This is a genomic window from Rugamonas brunnea (genome assembly GCF_014042345.1).
Taxonomy (GTDB): Bacteria; Pseudomonadota; Gammaproteobacteria; order Burkholderiales; family Burkholderiaceae_D; genus Rugamonas; species Rugamonas brunnea.
In genome coordinates, this window is the sequence record NZ_JACEZT010000003.1 from 116745 (window position 1) to 134616 (window position 17872).

The 17872-nt window shown below is 66.5% G+C and carries 19 protein-coding genes; 11 read left to right on the forward strand and 8 right to left on the reverse strand.

The genetic code is table 11. From position 1 onward, the window contains the following. Positions 1-11 precede the first annotated feature (11 nt). Complete coding sequence (locus H3H37_RS06225) at positions 12-614, forward strand: putative pterin-binding protein (protein WP_182160788.1); 603 nt, start codon at positions 12-14, stop codon at positions 612-614. A gap of 18 nt (positions 615-632) precedes the next feature. On the opposite strand, the gene H3H37_RS06230 is transcribed toward H3H37_RS06225, so the two are convergent. From H3H37_RS06230 to H3H37_RS06260, 7 genes are all read right to left on the reverse strand, one after another. Next, positions 633-995: a hypothetical protein gene (locus tag H3H37_RS06230; protein WP_182160789.1), complete on the reverse strand. Its 363-nt coding sequence runs from the start codon at positions 993-995 to the stop codon at positions 633-635. A 255-nt stretch (positions 996-1250) separates the two neighbouring features. Continuing rightward, positions 1251-2078, reverse strand: a complete 828-nt coding sequence (locus tag H3H37_RS06235; RefSeq protein WP_182160790.1) for a Rossmann-like and DUF2520 domain-containing protein — start codon at positions 2076-2078, stop codon at positions 1251-1253. Continuing rightward, positions 2078-2662 carry a DUF924 family protein gene (locus H3H37_RS06240; protein ID WP_182160998.1) on the reverse strand — a complete coding sequence of 195 codons (585 nt, stop codon included), beginning with the start codon at positions 2660-2662 and terminating at the stop codon, positions 2078-2080. The genes H3H37_RS06235 and H3H37_RS06240 overlap by 1 nt, the downstream gene beginning before the upstream one ends. 59 nt (positions 2663-2721) lie before the next feature. After that, entirely contained in the window at positions 2722-3468 is a 747-nt protein-coding gene (locus H3H37_RS06245; RefSeq protein ID WP_182160791.1) for an MgtC/SapB family protein, read from the reverse strand. A gap of 58 nt (positions 3469-3526) precedes the next feature. Then, entirely contained in the window at positions 3527-3784 is a 258-nt protein-coding gene (locus H3H37_RS06250; protein ID WP_182160792.1) for a hypothetical protein, read from the reverse strand. Continuing rightward, positions 3781-5595, reverse strand: coding sequence for an aminopeptidase P family protein (locus H3H37_RS06255; RefSeq protein ID WP_182160793.1), 1815 nt, complete (start codon positions 5593-5595; stop codon positions 3781-3783). Before H3H37_RS06255 ends, H3H37_RS06250 begins: the two co-directional genes overlap by 4 nt. A 123-nt stretch (positions 5596-5718) precedes the next feature. Then, a complete protein-coding gene (locus tag H3H37_RS06260) occupies positions 5719-6405 on the reverse strand; it encodes a Crp/Fnr family transcriptional regulator (RefSeq protein WP_182160794.1) in 687 nt (228 codons plus the stop codon). 163 nt (positions 6406-6568) lie between these two features. Between H3H37_RS06260 and H3H37_RS06265 the strand changes: the two genes are divergently transcribed. The 8 genes from H3H37_RS06265 to H3H37_RS06300 all read left to right on the forward strand — a co-directional run bounded on the left by H3H37_RS06265 (position 6569) and on the right by H3H37_RS06300 (position 15591). Beyond that, a complete protein-coding gene (locus H3H37_RS06265; RefSeq protein ID WP_375539989.1) occupies positions 6569-8515 on the forward strand; it encodes an AMP-binding protein in 1947 nt (648 codons plus the stop codon). Positions 8516-8529: 14 nt separating this feature from the next. Then, a complete protein-coding gene (locus H3H37_RS06270; protein ID WP_182160796.1) occupies positions 8530-9351 on the forward strand; it encodes an ABC transporter ATP-binding protein in 822 nt (273 codons plus the stop codon). Positions 9352-9357: 6 nt separating this feature from the next. Continuing rightward, complete coding sequence (locus H3H37_RS06275) at positions 9358-10254, forward strand: branched-chain amino acid ABC transporter permease (RefSeq protein ID WP_182160999.1); 897 nt, start codon at positions 9358-9360, stop codon at positions 10252-10254. A gap of 11 nt (positions 10255-10265) precedes the next feature. Then, complete coding sequence (locus H3H37_RS06280) at positions 10266-11324, forward strand: branched-chain amino acid ABC transporter permease (protein ID WP_182160797.1); 1059 nt, start codon at positions 10266-10268, stop codon at positions 11322-11324. 63 nt (positions 11325-11387) lie between these two features. Further along, positions 11388-12689, forward strand: a complete 1302-nt coding sequence (locus H3H37_RS06285; RefSeq protein WP_182160798.1) for an ABC transporter substrate-binding protein — start codon at positions 11388-11390, stop codon at positions 12687-12689. Positions 12690-12770: 81 nt separating this feature from the next. Beyond that, positions 12771-13607, forward strand: a complete 837-nt coding sequence (locus H3H37_RS06290) for an ABC transporter ATP-binding protein (protein ID WP_182160799.1) — start codon at positions 12771-12773, stop codon at positions 13605-13607. A gap of 40 nt (positions 13608-13647) precedes the next feature. Then, positions 13648-14907, forward strand: coding sequence for a phenylacetate--CoA ligase family protein (locus tag H3H37_RS06295; protein ID WP_182160800.1), 1260 nt, complete (start codon positions 13648-13650; stop codon positions 14905-14907). Positions 14908-15015: 108 nt separating this feature from the next. Continuing rightward, positions 15016-15591, forward strand: a complete 576-nt coding sequence (locus tag H3H37_RS06300; protein ID WP_182160801.1) for a hypoxanthine-guanine phosphoribosyltransferase — start codon at positions 15016-15018, stop codon at positions 15589-15591. 104 nt (positions 15592-15695) lie between these two features. On the opposite strand, the gene H3H37_RS06305 is transcribed toward H3H37_RS06300, so the two are convergent. Next, entirely contained in the window at positions 15696-16298 is a 603-nt protein-coding gene (locus H3H37_RS06305; RefSeq protein WP_182160802.1) for a LysE/ArgO family amino acid transporter, read from the reverse strand. 85 nt (positions 16299-16383) lie between these two features. Here H3H37_RS06305 and H3H37_RS06310 point away from each other — a divergent pair, with 85 nt between their 5' ends. Both H3H37_RS06310 and H3H37_RS06315 read left to right on the forward strand, forming a co-directional pair. Then, positions 16384-17274 carry a LysR family transcriptional regulator ArgP gene (locus tag H3H37_RS06310; RefSeq protein ID WP_182160803.1) on the forward strand — a complete coding sequence of 297 codons (891 nt, stop codon included), beginning with the start codon at positions 16384-16386 and terminating at the stop codon, positions 17272-17274. Between the two features lie 68 nt (positions 17275-17342). Then, a complete protein-coding gene (locus H3H37_RS06315) occupies positions 17343-17855 on the forward strand; it encodes a DUF1579 family protein (RefSeq protein ID WP_182160804.1) in 513 nt (170 codons plus the stop codon). The last annotated feature ends 17 nt before the right edge of the window (positions 17856-17872 follow it).

Here is a 17872-nt window from a genome sequence, read left to right on the forward strand (position 1 = left end):
GGACGCCAACGATGAAAAAACGCCAGTTCCTGACCGCCGCCGGCGCCGCCGCGCTGGCCTTGCCCGCCGTGCACACCCGCGCCGGCACGCCAGCCTCAGCCAACACACCCGCCTCGCGCGGCCCGGCCCTGCTGACAGTGACGGGCGCCATGGTCCAGCCCAACCGGGGCCCGTTCGACCCCGTGACGGACCAGATGATGCACAAGCAAAAACTGAGCTTCGAGAAAGCCCACGCGTTCGACTTCAACGCGCTGCTGGCCTTGCCTGCGTTCACCATCCGTCCCACGCTTGAATATGACGGCAAGCCGCACCTGCTGCGCGGTCCGGCACTGGTGGACGTGGTGAAGGCGGCCGGCGCCAGCCTGGCCGACAGCGGCAAGCTGGTGTTGCGGGCGGTGGATGGCTATGCGGCCGTGCTGAGCCTGGCGCAAGCGCGCGCGCAACGCTACATCGTGGCCACCCACCTGGATGGCGCACCGATGGCGTTGGGAGGATTGGGCCCGCTCTGGGCCATCTATGACGCAGACCAGGTGCCCGGGATGGCCGCCAAACCGCTGCCCGAGCGGTTCGGCGCCTGCCCGTGGGCCCTGTACCACATCGAAGTCCAGGCCTGAAGCCCGGGCCGGGCTAAATCAGGCGTAGGCTTCGGCCAGCGACATCACGCGCGGCGTGATCTGGATGCCGATGCCATTGAACAGGCTGGTGATGGCGGCCAGGTTGGCCTCGCATTCCTCGGCCTTCCAGCCCTTGAACAAGTCGGTGCCATCCTTCTGGAAATGCAAATCCAGCACCTTGCCGCGGTCCTTATGGGTGTAGCCGCCGCTGTAGGTGTTGTGGAAACCCATGGCGGCCAACGCCGCCAGCACTTCGGTTGGCTGGTTGTCGGGATCGGTGGCCAGGAAGACGCCGTAGGTCTTGCCGGGCGGCTTGGCGGCGATGTCCACTTCGTAGATGCCGGGCGCCTTGGTCACCGTCGTACTCTTCAGAAATAACATGTTCTTACCCCTATCCTAGTGGCGCAGGCCTGGGCCGCGCGCGTGCTGACTTGTTTTTCTGATTGCTTGATTCGTCAAGAAAAGATTCCAGAGAACAAGCTTATTGCTAATTCGGGGGTTTGTCGACACCTCCCGACATTAAATTGCAATTTCGTATCTCCGTGGCGGCACCGGCGCCCGGGAACGCGCCCGCCTCTTGTCTAAAATATAGTTGTGAACTAGTAATTTGCAAGGATGGCGCAGGCGGCACCAACGCTAGCGCGGCTTGCGACGCGCCACGTCAGTCGTGGGCGCCACCAGCGCCTCGTACAGCGCCCCCGTGGCCGCATCCCACGCCGTCACGGCCTGCTGCTGGCGCGCCACGGTCGCGTAGTCGCCGCGTGCCACCGGGCCGCTGAGCGCGGCCGGCGCGCCCAGCCGGAACACATTGGCCAGCGACTCGGTCGCCAGCGGCTTGGCCAGTTCGCGCGCCACCGCCTCCGGCACGCCGGCAGCCTGGTAGGCGCGCAGGGCCGCGTCCAGCACCGTCACCAGGTAATTGCTGGCGAACACGGCCGCCGCGTGGTACACGGTCTTGGCCGAGGCATCGATGGCCACCGGCCGCGCACCGATCGCTTCCAGCGCCGGATTGAGGATGGCCAGCGCGGCCGCGTCGCCCTCCACGCCGCAATACGTGCCGGCGAAACCGGACGCCACGGCCTGCGGGTCGGCGAAGCTGCGGATCGGGTGGACGCTGGCCACCAGCGCGCCGGCCGCGCGCGCGGCCTGCAACTGGTCCGACGCCAGCGCGCCGCTGCAATGGAACACGACGGCGCCCGCCAGCGGCACGGCTTGCGCCAGCGCGGCGCAGGCCGGCACGATCTGGTCGTCGCTGACGGCCAGCATATACACATTGGCCGGGCGCAACTGATCCCAGCCGCCGGGCGCGCGGCCGGCGCCGATGAAGTCCAGCGCCGCCTGGGCCGAAGCGGGCGAGCGGGTCAGCACGTCTTCGATGGTGAAGCAGCTGGCCCGGGCCAGCAGGCGGCCGAACACACGGCCCACGTGGCCGGCGCCGATCAGGGTCAGGGTCGGTACTGGCATCAGAAACCCGATCCCGGCTGCTGCAGGAATGCCAGCTCGTCCGGCGTGGAGGGACGGCCGAGGATGGCGTTACGGTGCGGGAAGCGGCCGAAGCGCTCGATCACGTCGCGGTGGCGGTGGGCGTAATCGAGCATGCTCTCGAAGCCCGTGCCGGCCGCCGCCAGCCGCGTGAACAGGGCCACCGACTGGCGCTGCATGTCGAGATCCTCGGCATGTTCGAACGGCAGGTAGACGAAGGCGCGCTGCAAAGGCGTCAACGCCAGGTCTTCATCGTCGTCCACCATGTCCTGCGCCGCCTGCAGCGCCAGCCGGTCGCCGGCGAACGCGCGCGGGGTGCCACGATAGACGTTGCGGGTGAACTGGTCCAGCAGCAGGATGCGGGCCAGCGCGGGCTGCGGGCCGCCCGCGTCCCAGTGATGCAGGCCGCCGGCCAGCGCCTGTTCGATCAAGGAGCCGAAGCGGCGCTCGATCTCGCGGTCAAATGCCTCGTCCTTGCGGAACCATTCGGCGCGCGCGGCCCCCGCGCCGGGCGTACCGGCCGGCAGGAACCAGAAATCGAAGATCGCCTTTGCTTGCTCGTTCATCATGTCGGCCTCCATCGGGGAACTGCCTCGGTTGCGGCTCACTGCGGATCAGTTTCGGCTCAATTGCGTGCGTGGGTCAGCTGGAAGCTGTCGATGCCGTCGAACACGGCCAGCTCGGCCGCCACCTGCGGCAGGGTCGAGCCGCTGCGTTTGCTCAGCGCGATGGCGACGAAACGCCACTCCTGGGCGCCGCCCTCGCTGCCTATCATCAGGGTGCCGCTGGCGATCTCGTACCCGCGCGCCAGCGCCATTTGGCGCAACGCCGGCTCCTGCGGCATGTAGCCGGGCCGGAAGCGCATGGTGATGGCGACTGCGTGACGCGACGGCAGCCACGCTTCGACCCGGGACAGGAAGATCATGGCCATCGCGCACAGGATGGCCAGCCCCATGGCCGACATGTAGAACCCGACACCGACCATGATGCCGATCACGGACGAGGCCCAGATCGAGGCCGCCGTGGTCAGGCCGCTGATGTTGAAGCCCTCGCGCATGATCACGCCCGCGCCCAGGAAGCCGATGCCCGTCACGATGCCCTGGATGATGCGGGTGGGGTCGGTGCCCATGGCCGACGGGATCACGTGGCCGCCGAACCAGAACTGGGGATAGCCCGTGACCACGGTCAGCGCGGCCGAGGCCATGCACACCAGGCCATAGGTGCGCATGCCGGCCGCGCGGCCATGGTAGGAACGCTCGTAGCCGACCAGCAGGCCAAGCAGCAGCGCGCCGATCATGTTGAGCAGGATAAGGCCGTTGGTGGCGAGTTCGCCGGAGGACCAATAGGCGATCAGGAAATCGATGGTGGGCATGACTGGCCTCTTGTCTGTGTTGGTGTCAAGGCGCGCTCCAGCGGGCGCGCCGCGGCGCTTAAGGCGCCTTCTTGTTCAATTGCTTTTCAAACGCCACATCGAGCTTGCTGACGCGCTTGGGCGTCTGCGGTCCGAGACCGTTGACGAAGGCGACGAAATCATCCAGCTCCAGCGGCGCGCACAATGGCGGCAGGCCCGGTCCCTCGGTCAGGAAGAACAGGCCGCTGCCGGTGCGCGACATCGTGTATTTGGCGTTGCCGCTGCGCTCCTTGAGGCGGGCGATGGCCGACGTGGCGCGGGTCGAGCGGGCGCTCATACGGCCTCCGTGCGGCGCTCCAGCCACGCCAGCGCGTCGCCGGCCAGATGCGGACGCAGGCGCGCGCGCACGGTGGCATGGTAGTCGTTGAGCCACTGGCGCTCATCGTCGCGCAGCAGCGCCAGATCCACGCAGCGCGTGTCGATCGGGCACAGCGTGAGTGTTTCGAAGCGCAGGAAGCTGCCGAATTCCGTGCTGCCCGCGTCCACGTTGAGCACCAGGTTCTCGATCCGTATGCCCCATTGGCCGGGGCGATACAGACCAGGTTCGACCGAGGTGATCATGCCCGGCTCCATGGCCGTATGCGGCTCCGGCATGGCGGTGGGCGAAATCGACTGCGGGCCTTCGTGCACATTGAGGAAGTAGCCCACGCCATGGCCGGTGCCGTGGCCGAAGTCCATGCCGGCCGCCCACAGGGGCGCGCGCGCCAGCGCGTCGAGCATGGGCGAGCGCGTGCCGCGCGGGAAGCTGGCCGACGACAGCGCGATCACGCCCTTCAGCACCAGCGTGAAGTCGCGCCGCTGCGCGGCCGTGGGCTCACCAACCGGCACCACGCGCGTGATGTCGGTGGTGCCGCCCAGGTACTGGCCGCCCGAGTCGATCAGCAGCAGGCCGTCGCCCGCGATGGTGGCGTGGGCCGCCTCGGTGGCGCGGTAATGCATGATGGCGCCGTTGGCGCGGAAGCCAGCGATGGTGCCGAAACTGGGGCTGACGAAGCCGGGCCGGCGGGCGCGGGCCGCCGTCAGTTCGCGGTCGATGTCCAGTTCCGTCAGCGGCGCGCGCTGCGGGTTGGCCAGCGTCTGCTCCAGCCAGGCGAAGAATTCGCACAGGGCCGCGCCGTCCTGCTCCATGGTCTGGCGCACGTGGGCCGCCTCGGCCGCCGTCTTTTTCGACTTGGCGAAGGTGGTAGGGTTGATCGCCTCCACCACCTTCACGCCGGCCGGCACGGCCTCGCGCGTGCCGTGGGTGACGCGGCGCGGGTCCAGCAGCAGCACGGCGCCGGCCGGCAGCGCGGCCAGTGCGGCGGCGGCATCGGCATAGGGCGCGAGCGTCACGCCATCTTGCGCCAGGGCCGCGCGCAACTGCGGCGCGACTTTGCCGTCGGCGACGAACAAGGTAGCGCCGGCTGCGTCGACCAGCGCATGTGACAGGAACACGGGGTTGAAGTTGACATCGGCCCCGCGCAGGTTGAACAGGTAGGCGATATCGTCCAGCGTGGAGAGCACGTGGTGGCTGGCGCCCTGCTCGCGCATGGCCAGTCGCAGCGCAGCCAGTTTGGCGGCGCGGCTCAGGTCCGCGTGCGGCGGCGTGTGCTCGAACACAGGCGCGGCTGGCAACGCGGGGCGGTCTTGCCACACTTCGTCCAGTACATCGCCGTCGGTGCGCAGCAGCGCACCTTTCGCTTGCAGCGCCTGGGCCAGCAGGCGGGCCGTGGCCAGGCCCAGCACGGCGCCATCGACAGCCAGCGTCTGGCCGGCCTGCAGATGGTCGGCCAGCCAGTCGATGTACAGCACACTGGCGCCAGACGGAATCTTCATCAGCTGCACGCCGGTGCCGGCCAGTTCCGTTTCGGCCTGGGTCCAGTAGCGCGCGTCGGTCCACACGCCGGCGAAATCGGCAGTGATGATGAAGGTGCCGACCGAGCCGGTGAAGCCGCTCAGCCACTGGCGGCCCTGCCAGCGGGCGGGCAGGTATTCGGACAAGTGCGGGTCGGAGGATGGCACCATCAATGCATCGATCTGCTGGCGGCGCATGGCCTGGCGCAGCTGCGCCAGGCGGGCTGCGATGTCGGGACGGTCAGTATGGGGCATAAGGGTAAGAGGGCGCGCCAAGCGGGGCGCATATCGTTTATACGGATCTGCCAGCGGCGACAGATGCTGGCCCTATGATACCGCGATTGGGGCCGTGGCAGAAGGCGGCGGGGACGCGAACTGTCACGCCTCGAACCGCCGCAAGCCCTCCAGATCCAGTATCCGTATGCCGCAGTAATCAATGCTGAGCAAACCCTGCTTCTCCAGCAGCTGCAAGGCCTGGTTGGCGCGCTGGCGCGAGGCGCCCGACAGGAAACCGAGCTCCTCCTGCGAAATCTGCACCAGCGGCTCCAGCCCCGGATACAGGTGGGAATTGAACATCGACGCCAGGCAGCGCGCCACCCGCGTATCGACGTTGAGCAGGCGGTCGTTCTCCACCATGCCGATGAACTGCCCCAGCCGTTCATTCAGCTGGATCAGCAAAAAGCGCGTGAACGGCAGGCTCGTTTCCAGCAGCCAGTGGAAGGTGGCGGCCGGCATGCGCGCGATGCGGCTGTCGCGCAGCGCCATCGCGTCGTACTTCAGGTGTTCGTTCTTGAGCAGCGAGCCTTCGCCGAACCAGCCGCCGGGCGGCACGCCGGTGAAGGTCACGCTCTTGCCCGAGGCCGAGAAGTTGTTCATCTTGACCATGCCGCCCACGATGCCCAGCCAGTTTTCCACCATGTCGCCTTTACGGCACACATAGCCCCCCTTGGGGACGAACGTCTCGAATGTATCTGCCTCCACCCGCGCCATCTGCTCGGGCGTCAGGCAGCTGGCCCAGTTGGCCGCGCGCAGCGCTTCCTTCAGGCTAGGTTGTTCTGTTTGCATTGTTGCATTGCACCATAAAAAAGTCGGGTGATTGTCATCGAAAAGACATCCTGGCCCCTTCCATCAGGCTACTATCATCACACAAAAAGGATGACGGGCCGCAATCTGGATGGCAATCCGCAAGCGAGCACGGCACCATAACAACAGACCGCAACAGGAGACACTGGTGCAAACTGAATTGGATACGTTCCCGCGCCGGCTATTGCAGCACGGCGTAGACCGGCCCCTGCGGCCCGCATTCCGCGAAAAATACCTGGGCATCTGGCAAAGCTGGGACTGGGCGCAAGTGAACGCGGAAGTGCGCGCACTGGCCTGCGGCCTGGCCGCGCTGGGCTTCGAGCGCGGCATGCACCTGGCCATCATCGGCGACAACCGCCCCCGCTTGTACTGGGCCATGCTGGCCGCGCAAGCGCTGGGCGGGGTGCCCGTGCCGCTGTACCAGGATGCGCCGGCCGCCGACATGGCCTACGTGCTGGACAACGCGGAAATCCACTACGCCGTGGTGGAAGACCAGGAGCAGGTCGACAAGCTGCTCGAACTGCGCGCCGACTACCCCGGCATCGCCCACATCATCTACGAGGATGAACGCGGCATGCGCCACTACCGCCAGCCCGAGCTGTCCTCGTTCGCCGCCGTGCAGGAACTGGGCCGCGCGTGGGACCGCGACCATCCGGGCGCCTACGAGGCCGCCATCGCGGCCGGCAAGGGCAGCGACCACGCCATCATGCTCTACACCTCCGGCACCACCGGCAAGCCGAAAGGCGTGTGCCAGAGCCACGCCGCGCTGCTCGCGGCCGGCACCGGCGGCGTCGGTTTCGACCGGCTCACGGAACGCGAAGACATCCTGTCCTACCTGCCCATGGCGTGGGTGGGCGACTGCCTGTTCTCGCTGGCCCAGGCGCTGGTGGCCGGCTTCACCGTCAACTGCCCCGAGTCCGGCGACACGGTGCTGACCGACATGCGCGAGATCGGCCCCACTTACTACTTCGCCCCGCCGCGCATCTTCGAGAACATGCTGACCACGGTGATGATACGGATGGAGGACGCGGGCGCCATCAAGCGCCGCCTGTTCCACCACTTCATGGAGGTGGCGCGCCGCTGCGGCGCCGATATCCTGGACGGCAAGCCGGTGCCGCTGGCCGACCGTGCCGCCTACGCGCTGGGCAATGTGCTGGTGTACGGCCCGCTGAAGAACGTGCTGGGCCTGTCGCGGGTGCGCGTGGCCTACACGGCCGGCGCGGCCATCGGCCCTGACCTGTTCCGCTTCTACCGTTCGATCGGCGTCAACCTCAAGCAGCTGTACGGTTCCACCGAGACCTGCGCCTACGTGTGCCTGCAACCGGACGGCCACATCAAGTTCGACAGCGTGGGCCTGCCCGCGCCGGGCGTGGAAGTACGGCTGGCCGACAACGGCGAAGTGCTGGTGCGCTCGCCCGCCACCATGGAGGGCTACTACAAGCGCCCCGACGCCACCGCCGAGGTGATCGACGCCGAGGGCTACTTCCACACCGGCGACGCCGGCATGTTCGATGCCGAAGGCCACCTGAAGATCATCGACCGCGCGGCCGACGTGGGCCGCATGAACGACGGCGCCATGTTCGCGCCCAACTACATCGAGAACAAGCTCAAGTTCTTCCCCTTCATCAAGGAGGCGGTGGCGTTCGGCCACGCGCGCGACCAGGTGTGCGCCTTCATCAACATCGACATGGAGGCCGTTGGCAACTGGGCCGAGCGGCGCGGCATCGCCTATTCCGGCTACACGGACCTGGCGGCCCACCCGCAAACCTATGAACTGGTGCGCGACTGCGTGGAGAAGGTCAACGCCGGCCTGGCCGCCGAGGCCATGATGGCGGGCACCCAGGTGCACCGCTTCCTGGTGCTGCACAAGGAGCTGGACCCGGACGACGATGAGCTGACCCGCACCCGCAAAGTGCGCCGCAAGTTCATCGCCGAAAAATACGCGGTGCTGATCGACGCCCTGTACAGCGGCAAGAGCACGCAGTTCATCACCACCCAGGTCAAGTTCGAGGATGGCCGCACCGGCGCCGTCTCGGCCGACCTGAAAATCCGGGACTGCAAGACTTATCCAGCGGTCCAGGCAGCGGCATGACGGAGGACGCCACCATGCAAATGAACGAAATCGAAGCGCATCTGGGCGCCCATGCCGGCCGTCGCACCGGCCCCGTGATCCTGGACCTGAAAAACATCTCCCTGTCGTTTGGCGGCGTGCGCGCGCTGACCGACATTTCCTTCAACGTGAAGGAGCACGAGATCCGCGCCATCATCGGCCCCAACGGCGCCGGCAAGAGCTCCATGCTCAACGTGATCAACGGCGTGTACCGCCCGCAGCAAGGCGAGATCATCTACCGCGGCGAGCACCGCCGCAACATGGATTGCTATGCGGCCGCCAAGTCCGGCATCGCGCGCACCTTCCAGAACATCGCCCTGTTCAAGGGCATGACGGTGCTCGACAACATCATGACGGGCCGGAACCTGAAGATGAAATCGAACTTCCTGATGCAGGCCCTGTACTGGGGCCCGGCGCGGCGCGAGGAGATCGAACACCGCATCAAGGCCGAGGAGATCATCGACTTCCTGGAGATCCAGGCGATCCGCAAGACGCCCGTGGGCCGCCTGCCCTACGGCCTGCAAAAGCGCGTGGAGCTGGGCCGGGCGCTGGCGGCCGAGCCGGAAATCCTGCTGCTGGACGAACCGATGGCCGGCATGAACGTGGAGGAGAAGCAGGACATGTGCCGCTTCATCCTGGACGTGAACGACCAGTTCGGCACCACCATCGTGCTGATCGAGCACGACATGGGCGTGGTGATGGACATCTCGGACCGCGTGGTGGTGCTCGACTACGGCAAGAAGATCGGCGACGGCACGCCCGACGAGGTGCGCACCAACCAGGACGTGATCAACGCTTATCTCGGGGTGGAGCACTAAATGAACGTGAACTTTTTCTTTGAAGTGCTGATCGGCGGCCTGCTGTCGGGCGTGATGTACGCGCTGGTGGCGATCGGCTTCGTGCTGATCTACAAGGCTTCCGGCGTGTTCAACTTCGCCCAGGGCGCGATGGTGTTCTTCGCCGCCCTCACCTGCGTGGGCATGGTCGACAAGTTCGGCCTGTCCGTGTGGCTGGCCATCCCGATCACCATCGTCGTGATGATCGCATTGGGCCTGGCGATCGAGCGCGTGGTGCTGCGCCCGCTCGTCAACCAGCCCGAGATCACGCTGTTCATGGCCACCATCGGCCTGGCCTTCTTCATCGAGGGCCTGGCGCAGCTGATCTGGGGCTCGCAGGTGCACAAGCTGGAACTGCCGATCGAGGACGTGCCGCTGCAATACCTGCTCGATAAATTCAACATCATCGTGTCCCAGTTCGACGTGGCGGCGGCCGGCGTATGCGCGCTGCTGGTGACGGCGCTGGCCCTGCTGTTCGCCCGCACCAAGGTGGGCCGCGCGCTGCGCGCCGTGGCCGACGACCACCAGGCCGCGCTGGCCGTGGGCATCCCGCTGCAGCGTATCTGGGCCGTGCTGTGGTCGGTGGCCGGCATGGTGGCACTGGTGGCGGGCCTGCTGTGGGGCGCCCGCAATGGCGTGCAGTTCGCGCTGACCTTCGTCGCGCTCAAGGCGCTGCCGGTGCTGATCCTGGGCGGCTTCACCTCCATGCCGGGCGCCATCGTCGGTGGCCTGATCATCGGCGCGTCGGAAAAGCTGGCCGAAGTCTACCTCGGCCCCATGGTCGGCGGCGGCATCGAGGGCTGGTTCCCTTACGTGCTGGCCCTGGCGTTCCTGCTGGTGCGGCCTGAAGGGCTGTTCGGCGAAAAAATCATCCGCAGAATCTGAGAGGAACGACCATGTTCTACCGCGAAGCCGGACAATTCAAGACCAGCTACCAGGCCGACAACCAGATCTTCCCGATCCGCCAGGACCGCATCGCCCTGACCGCGCTGCTGGTGGTGGCGCTGGCCGTGGCGCCGGTGCTGGCCTCCCCCTACACGCTGTCGGCCATCCTGATCCCGTTCCTGATCTTCTCCCTGGCCGCGCTGGGGCTCAACATCCTCACCGGTTACGCCGGCCAGCTGTCGCTGGGCACGGCCGCCTTCATGGCCGTGGGCGCGTTTGGCGCCTACAACTTCGTGCAGCGCATCCCCGGCATGCCCATCCTGCTGGCCTTCGTGCTGGGCGGGCTGTCGGCGGCGCTGGTGGGCGTCGCTTTCGGGCTGCCGTCGCTGCGCATCCGCGGTTTCTACCTGGCCGCCGCCACGCTGGCCACCCAGTTCTTCGTGCTGTGGTGCCTGACCAAGATCCCCTACCTGACCAACTACAGCAGCTCGGGCGTGATCACGGCGCAGAAGATCACCATCCTCGGCTACGAATTCGACAGCCCGGCCAGCAAATACCTGCTGGTGCTGGCCGTGGTGGCCGTGATGGCGCTGCTGGCCAAGAACATGATCCGTTCCAACGTGGGCCGCTCATGGATGGCCGTGCGCGACATGGACGTGGCGGCCGAGGTGATCGGTTTCCGCCTGATGCGCACCAAGCTGCTGGCGTTCGCCGTCAGCTCCTTCTACTGCGGCGTGGCCGGCGCGTTGTACGCGTTCGCCTACCTGGGCACGGTGGAGCCGGAAGCGTACAACCTGGACCTGTCGTTCCGCATCCTGTTCATGATCATCATCGGCGGCGTCGGTTCGGTGCTCGGCTCCTTCCTGGGCGCGGCCTTCATCGTGCTGCTGCCCGTGTGCCTGAACGTGCTGGCGCACGGGCTGGCCCTGCCCACCAGCGTGGCGTCCAACCTGGAGCTGATGGTGTTCGGCGCATTGATTGTGTTCTTCCTGATCGTCGAGCCGCATGGCCTGGCGCGTCTGTGGCAAATCGGTAAAGAGAAGCTGCGTCTGTGGCCGTTCCCGCACTGAACGCGGTCCCTGGCATCACCACTACCAGTATCACCTGAGGTCTGTAACTTCGAGGAGACGAGTATGAAATGCATCAAAAGCTTCGTGCTGGGCGCCGCACTGACGGCCAGCGCCATTGTTCCAGCATGGGCCGACCAGTTCATCGCCCTGCCGTCGTACCGCGTGGGGCCGTATGCGGCCGGCGGTTCCGGTTTCTACGGCGGCGTGATCGACTACTTCAACCTGGTCAACATGAACGGCGGCGTGAACGGCGTGAAGATCAGCTGGGAGGAATGCGAAACGGAATACAACCCGTCGCGCGGCGTGGAATGCTACGAGCGCCTGAAGACCAAGAACGGCGGCGCCACCATGGTCGAACCGCTGTCGACCGGCATCGCCTACGGCATCCTGGACCGTCTGCCGCAGGACAAGATCCCCATGACGATGCTGGGCTACGGCCGCTCGGACGCGGCCAACGGCAAAGTATTCCCCTATGTGTTCCCGCTCATCACCAGCTACTGGAACCAGGCCGCCGGCATGATCAAGTACCTGGGCGACAAGAGCGGCGGCATGGATAAGCTGAAGGGCAAGAAAATCGTGCACCTGTACCACGATTCGGCCTTCGGCAAGGAACCGCTGCCGGTGCTGGAGGCGCTGTCCAAGCAGTACGGCTTCGACCTGATCAAGATCGCCGTGCCGCCGCCGGGCAGCGAGCAGCAGTCGCAATGGCTGCAGATCCGCCAGGCCAATCCCGACTACGTGATCCTGTGGGGCTGGGGCGTGATGAACTCGGTGGCCATCAAGACGGCCCAGCGCAACGGCTTCCCGCGCGAGAAGATGCTGGGTGTGTGGTGGGCCGGCTCCGAGGAGGACACCGTGCCGGCCGGCGACGCCGCCAAGGGCTATAGCGCGATGACCTTCAACACCCCCGGCAACTACCCCGTGATGGACGAGATCCACAAGAAGCTGTACGACGCCGGCAAGGGCAACCTGGCCGACCGCAACCGCGTCGGTTCCGTCTACCACATGCGTGGCGTGACGGCCGCCATCCTGTGGGTGGAGGCGATGCGCACCGCGCAGGACAAGTTCGGCAAGGGTAAACCCGTCACCGGCGAACAACTGCGCTGGGGCCTGGAGCACCTGAACGTGGACGAGGCGCGCGAGAAGGCCATCGGCGCCTACGGCATGCTGCCGGTGGTGAAGACCAGCTGCGAGGACCATGAAGGCTCGGGCGCCGTCAAGGTCCAGCAATGGGACGGCAAGAAGTGGAACGCCATCACGCCGAACTGGGTGGTGGGCGACAAGGCGCTGACTCGCAAGCTGCTGGAGGAGTCCTCGAACGCCTACGCCGCCGAGAAAAAAATAACGCCAGCCTGCGCCAAGTAGCCACGCCATAGCTACGAGGTGAACTAGTGCGGGGAGTACCTCCTTCTCCCCGCACGTTTTTTCAACCAGCGAAGAACGACCATGAACACAGCCGCCGCAGCCGAAACCGTCAGCAGCCAGCCCTACCTGTCGGTCAACAACATCGAAGTGATCTACGACCACGTGATCCTTGTGCTCAAGGGTGTGTCGCTGCAAGTCCCGCAAGGGAAGATCGTTGCCCTGCTGGGCGCCAACGGCGCCGGCAAGTCGACCACGCTGAAAACCATTTCGACCTTGCTGCGCGGCGAGCGCGGCGACGTCACCAAGGGCGAAGTGCAGTTCAAGGGCGAGCGGGTGGACCAGCTCACGCCCAATGAACTGGTCAAGCGCGGCCTGTCGCAAGTGATGGAAGGCCGCCACTGCTTCGGCCACCTGACCATCGAGGACAACCTGCTCACGGGCGCCTACACGCGCACGCTGTCGCGCCCCCAGCTCAAGGAAGCGCTGGACAAGGTCTACCACTACTTCCCGCGCCTGAAGGAGCGCCGCGCCAGCCAGGCCGGCTACACCTCCGGCGGCGAACAGCAGATGTGCGCCATCGGCCGCGCGCTGATGGCCAAGCCGTCCATGATCCTGCTGGACGAACCGTCGATGGGCATCGCGCCGCAGATCGTCGAGGAGATCTTCGGCATCGTCAAGGACTTGAACCAGAAGGAGAACGTGTCCTTCCTGCTGGCCGAGCAGAACACCAGCGTGGCGCTGCGCTACGCCGATTTCGGCTACATCCTGGAGAACGGCCGCGTCGTCATGGAAGGCGCGGCCAGCGACCTGGCCAGCAACGAGGACGTCAAGGAGTTCTACCTGGGCGTGTCCGGCGCCGGGCGCAAGAGCTTCCGCGACATGAAGTTCTACCGCCGCCGCAAGCGCTGGCTGGCCTGACGCCACCGCCCAAAAAACCGATCTCACACAAGGATTAAACATGGCCGATACGCTCGATAGCCTGGAGACGCGCGACCCCGTGCAGCGCGAACGCGACCTGATGCAACGCCTGCCGCGCCTCGTCGCACGGGCCCAGGGCACGCCCGGCTGGGCGCGCATCCTGCAAGGCGTGCCGGCCGGCGACATCGCCAGCCGCGCCGCGCTGGCCCAGTTGCCGGTCACGCGCAAGTCCGGCCTGAAGGACCTGCAGCGCCAGCAGCCGCCGTTCGGTGGCCTGAACGCCACCCCCACCGGCCAGCTGGCGCGCGTGTACATGTCGCCCGGCCCCATCTTCGACCCCGAGGGCCGGGGCCAGGACTGGTGGCGCTTCTCGCGCCCCATGTACGCGGCCGGCGTGCGGCCGGGCGGGCTGGTACAGAACTGCTTCTCCTACCACTTCACGCCGGCCGCCTTCATGGTCGAAGGGGGCGCGGCCCGCATCGGCTGCGCCGTGATCCCGGCCGGCGCCGGGCAGACCGAGATGCAGGTGCAGGCCATGGCCGAACTGCGGCCCGACACCTACATCGGCACCCCGTCGTTCCTGAAGATCATCATCGAAAAAGCGCAGGAGATGGGCGCCGACATTTCCAGCGTGCGCCAGGCCATGATGGGCGCCGAGGCGCTGCCCGAATCGCTGCGCGCCTGGTTCGCGCAGAACGGCGTGCCGCACGTGTTCCAGACCTACGCCTCGGCCGACATCGGCAGCATCGCCTACGAGACGGCCAGCGCCGGCGTGCTCGATCCGGGCATGGTGCTCGATGAGGAAGTGATCCTGGAGATCGTCCGTCCCGGCACTGGCGAGCCGGTGGCGCCGGGCGAAGTCGGCGAAGTGCTGGTCACGCTGTTCAACCACGATTACCCGCTGATCCGCTTCGCCACGGGCGACCTGTCGGCCGAGCTGACACACACGCCGGCGGCCACCGTCCGCACCAACACCCGCATCCGCGGCTGGCTGGGCCGGGCCGACCAGGCCACCAAGGTGCGCGCCATGTTCGTCCATCCGTCGCAGGTGCACGACATCGCGCGCCGCCATCCGCAGATCCACAAGGCGCGGCTGGTAGTGTCGGGCCACATGGCGCAGGACGTGATGACGCTGCATTGCGAAGTGGACGATCCGCAGGGCGCCAGCACCAGCCTGGGCGCGGCCGTGGTCGATTCGATACGCGACCTGACCAAGCTGCGCGGCGAAGTGTGTTTCGCCGCGCGCGGCAGCCTGCCCAACGACGGCAAGGTGATCGACGACGTGCGCGATTACCGCTAGCGGCGCGCCGCGGCCGGTGTTGTGGCGCAAATCCAACTACCCCGGCATGGCGCGATATGGCGGATAATAGCGGGATTGTTCACCCGTTTTTAGAAAAACTAGAAGATCATGCAAGACTTCCACCACAACCGCGCCCGCGCCCTGCTGGAAACGGCAGAAGAACTGTTCAACAAAGAGACCGTCGATGCCGCCGTCACGCGCATGGCCGACACCCTCAACGCCCGCTTCAACGCGCCCGACAGCCAGGAGTTCCCGCTGGTGCTGGGCGTGATGGGCGGCGCCGTCGTCTTCACCGGCAACCTGCTGCCGCAGCTGACCTTCCCGCTCGAATTCGACTACATCCACGTGAGCCGCTACGGCGACGAGGACCAGGGCGGCCAGGTGGTGTGGAAGGTCGTGCCGCGCTCGAACGTGACGGGCCGCACCGTGATCGTGCTGGACGATATTCTGGACGAAGGCGAAACGCTGGCCCACGTCAAACAGCGCCTGCTGGACATGGGCGCCTCCGAAGTGATCCTGGCCGTGTTCTGCGACAAGGCGATCGGCAAGGCCAAGCCCTGCAAGGCCGACATCGTCGGCATCACCATCCCCAACCGCTTCGTGGTCGGTTTCGGCATGGACGCCTACGGCTACTGGCGCAACCTGCCAGGCCTGTGGGCCATCAAGACCGACAGCGAGTCCTGACAACGCGCGTAAGGCCTAGGGTCTGCCCCCTTGGGGTCTGACCCTGGTTTTCGGAGTCTGCCCCCTTGGGGTCTGACCCTGGCTTTCGCAACCTGCCACCGCCATCAAACCAGCAACGACGCGGCGATCGTCCACATCACCACCGCGATCACGCCATCGAGCACCTGCCACGCCCGTGGCAGGGCGAACACGGGCGCCAGGTAGCGCGCCCCCCATCCCAGCCCGCTGAACCAGGCCAGCGAAGCGGCCATCGCGCCGGCCGCGAAATACAGCCGTCCATTACCCGCCTGCTGGCCGCCGATGGAGCCGAGCAGGATCACATCCAGATACACGTGGGGGTTGAGCAGGGTGAATGTCAGCATGGCCGCCACCACGGCGCCGCGGCTGGCCACAGTGGCCCCGTCGCCCGCCACCAGCGCGGCGGGCCGCAGTGCGGAACGGGCCGCGCGCCAGCCATAGGCGAGCAAGAACGCCGCACCGCCCAGCTTCAGCCACCACAGCAAAGCCGGCACGCCCGTGATCAACTGCCCCATGCCGGCCACGCCGGCCGCGATCAACGCCATGTCGCACACCACGCAAACGGCGACGCAGGTGAGCACGAACTCGCGCTTGAGCGCCTGCCGCAGCAGGTAAGCGTTCTGCGATCCGATCGCCACAATCAGGCTGCCGCCCAAGCCCAAACCCTTCAAGAATGCCGTCGCTGCCATGTTTTCTCCTCAAACAGGCCACCAGCTTACGGTCCCGGCGCAGATAAGTATAATTAATAATATTGGACAAACATTAGAGAAATTAATGAGCGCAGTGGACTACCGGGGCCTGGCCGCCCTCGACGCCGTGGTCGAATATGGCAGTTTCGACAAGGCGGCCGTGGCCCTGTCGATCACGCAATCGGCCGTGTCGCAGCGCATCCGGCTGCTGGAGAACGACGCCGGCGAACTGCTGGTGGTGCGCACCCAACCGCCGCAGGCGACGGAGGCGGGCCAGCGCCTGATCGCCCACTACCGCCAGGTGCGGCTGCTGGAAGCGGCCCTGAAGCAGCGCCCCGGCCAGACCGACGCGCGGCCCGACATCGCCATCGCGGTCAACGCCGACAGCGCCGCCACCTGGCTGCAGGAAGCCGTGGCGCCTCTGCTGCTGTCGGACGCCTGCCTGCTCAACATCCGCATCGACGACCAGGACCACACCTTAAGCCAGCTGCGCGAAGGCCGCGTGTTCGCCTGCGTGACAAGCGAATCGACGCGCGTGGCCGGCACCACGGCCACGCCGCTCGGCATGATGCGCTACCTGTGCGTGGCCTCGCCCGCGTTCGTGCAGCGCTGGTTCGCGCACGGCTTCACGCTGGACGCGGTGCGGCAAGCGCCGGCGCTGATATTCGACCGCAAGGACGCGCTGCTGGAGCAGTACCTGGCCCGCCAGTTCGGCCAGCCGGTGCGCTATCCGCACCACGCGTTCTCCAGTTCGGACGGATTCGTGCGCTTCCTGGAAGCGGGCTACGCTTACGGCATGGTGCCCGTGCAGCAGTGCGGGACCAACCTGCGCGCGGGCACCCTGGTGGACCTGGTGCCGGGCGTCAGTCTGAACGTGCCGCTGATCTGGCACGCGTGGGACATCCAGACCCCGCTCACGCGCCGCCTGACCGAGCAGGTGGTGACGACGGCACGCAAGTGGCTGGAACAGGAGTGAGCGAATTGCAATTTGCGCAATTTTGTCCTATTGTCTGCTACGTCAAATTCTTTCCCCGGCCCGAACCGATGCGCATCGTTACCCCTTTCCTGCTCTCCACCGTGCTGGCCACGGCCAGCGCCCACGCCGCGCCGCCCACCGCCCCCGCCGACGCCCGCCCCGCCCTGCTGCAAGCGCTGGACGGCGACTGGATCATGACCGGCGACGTGATGGGCAAGCCGGTGCGCTACACCATGGCCGCCACGCCCACGCTGAACGCCACGTTCACGGAAATGCACATGAAGGACGTGCAGGTGCCGGCCAAGTACGAGGCGCGTGTCTTCATCGGCTACGACCAGGGCAGCCAGTCCGTGATCGCGCACTGGATGGACATCTTCGGCGCCAAGGGCTCGATCCCCCACGCGACGGGCAAGATCACGGGCAGCACGATCGAATTCATCTTCCCCTACGCCAGCGCGCCGTTCCGCGACACGCTGAGCTACCATGCCGAGACGGCATCCTGGACCTTCGAGATTGAATCGGCCAAGCCGGACGGCACGTGGAAGCACTTCGCGCGCTACGATATCCGTCGCCCGCAGTAACCTGAAAAGGAACGGAC